General features: G+C 60.1%; 2 protein-coding genes. Both read left to right on the top strand.

Annotated features, from left to right (window positions below; genetic code table 11):
• Positions 1-675, top strand: a 675-nt coding sequence (locus tag C4S72_RS25540; RefSeq protein ID WP_104006036.1) for an electron transfer flavoprotein subunit alpha/FixB family protein, incomplete at its 5' end; no start/stop codon positions are given.
• A 128-nt stretch (positions 676-803) separates the two neighbouring features.
• A partial coding sequence (locus C4S72_RS25535; RefSeq protein WP_104006035.1) for an NAD(P)/FAD-dependent oxidoreductase occupies positions 804-2116 on the top strand: 1313 nt, incomplete at its 3' end.

The following is a 2116-nucleotide window of genomic DNA, read 5'->3' as shown; positions in this document are numbered from 1 at the left end:
CACATCTTAGCGGCTGCCAGCAGCACCAGCAAGGACGCCATGCCGCGCGTCGCTGCCCTGCTGGATGTGGGCCAGCTCAGCGAAATTATCGCCGTTGAGTCCGCCGACACCTTCAAGCGCCCGATCTATGCCGGTAACGCCATCGCTACGGTTCAGTCCCTGGACGCCGTCAAGGTGATCACCGTGCGCACCTCCGCGTTCGACAAGGCGGTCGCCGAAGGCGGCAGTGCCAGCGTTGAAGCCGTGGGCACCGCCTGCGATGCCGGTACCTCAAGTTTTGTCAGCGAAGAGCTGGTTAAATCCGATCGTCCGGATCTGACTGCCGCCAGCATCGTGATCTCCGGTGGCCGGGGCCTCGGTTCTGCCGAGAACTTCGCCCTGCTGGAAAAACTCGCCGACAAACTCGGTGCTGCCATCGGTGCCTCCCGCGCTGCGGTGGATGCAGGCTTTGTCAGCAACGATCTGCAGGTCGGCCAGACCGGTAAGATCGTGGCTCCGGATCTCTATATCGCCGTGGGTATCTCCGGTGCGATCCAGCACCTGGCCGGTATGAAAGAGTCCAAGGTGATCGTGGCGATCAACAAGGATGAGGAAGCGCCGATCTTCCAGGTGGCCGACTACGGCCTGGTGGGCGATCTGTTCGAGATCCTGCCGGAGCTGGAAGCGAAGCTCTAAAGCGCGATCGAGCGCGTTTCAGTGTTATTGATAGCCACATAAAAACAGACGTGCTCGGCGGCCATCCTGACGACTCAGGCTAGCCGCCTTGAAGCACGCGCCCCACTATCCGTGAACGAGGTTTTCCCATGCGCGAATCCATGGAATTTGATGTAGTCATCGTCGGTGCCGGCCCTGCGGGTCTCAGCGCTGCCTGTCGTCTGATGCAGCAGGCACAGGAAGCCGAACAGGAACTCACCGTCTGTGTCGTCGAGAAAGGCTCCGAGGTCGGTGCCCATATTCTCTCCGGCGCTGTCATCGAATCCCGCGCCATGGATGAACTCTTCCCGGACTGGAAGGACGCTCCTGAAGAGAGTCGAGCACCGCTGAATACACCAGTGACCTCCGATGAGCTTTATCTGCTCAAAAGCGATACCGCAGCGAAAAAACTGCCCAACGCACTGATTCCCAAGACCATGCACAATACCGGGCATGGGCTTAACAACTACGTGGTCAGCCTCGGCAACGTCTGCCGCTGGCTGGCCGAACAGGCGGAAGGCCTGGGCGTGGAGATCTTCCCCGGCTTTGCCGCCGCTGAAATCCTCTTCAATGAAGACGGTTCAGTTAAAGGTATTGCCACTGGCGATATGGGCATCACCGCGGCCGGTGAGCAGGGTCCCAACTACACGGAAGGGATGGAGCTGCACGCCAAGTACACCCTCTTCGCCGAAGGCTGCCGCGGACATCTCGGCAAGCAGCTGATCGAGCAATTCAAACTCGATAACGAAGCCGATGCCCAGCATTACGGTATCGGCATCAAGGAGCTTTGGGATATCGATCCGGCCAAGCATCAGCCGGGCCTGGTGGTGCACGGTTCCGGCTGGCCGCTTGAAGGCGATACGACCGGTGGCTTCTTCCTCTATCACCTGGAGAACAACCAGGCGGTGGTCGGTCTGATCGTCGATCTGAACTACACCAACCCTTGGCTGAGCCCGTTCGACGAGTTCCAGCGCCTGAAGCATCATCCGGTGCTGGCCCAGCATTTCGAAGGCGGCACGCGTGTGGCCTATGGCGCCCGCGCCATCACCAAGGGTGGCTTCAATGCCCTGCCGAAGATGACGTTCCCCGGCGGTCTGCTGATCGGCTGCAACGCCGGCACCCTGAACTTCAGCAAGATCAAGGGCACCCATACCGCCATGAAATCCGGCATGCTGGCGGCGGAAGCGGTGTTTGAGGCGATTGCGGCCGGTAATGAAGGTGGTGCTGAGCTGAGCAGCTTCACGGACAAGTTCGAAGCCAGCTGGGCCTATGACGAGCTGTTCCGCTCGCGCAACTTCGGACCGGCGATGCACAAGTTCGGCCCGATTCTCGGCGGCGCGTTCAACTTCATCGACCAGAACATCTTTGGCGGTAAGCTGCCGATCACCCTGCACGATGACAAACCGGACTATGCCCAGCTTAA

This window comes from Marinobacterium lutimaris (assembly GCF_900108065.1).
GTDB classification, from domain to species: Bacteria; Pseudomonadota; Gammaproteobacteria; order Pseudomonadales; family Balneatricaceae; genus Marinobacterium_D; species Marinobacterium_D lutimaris.
This window is presented reverse-complemented; position numbering and strand designations above follow the sequence as displayed.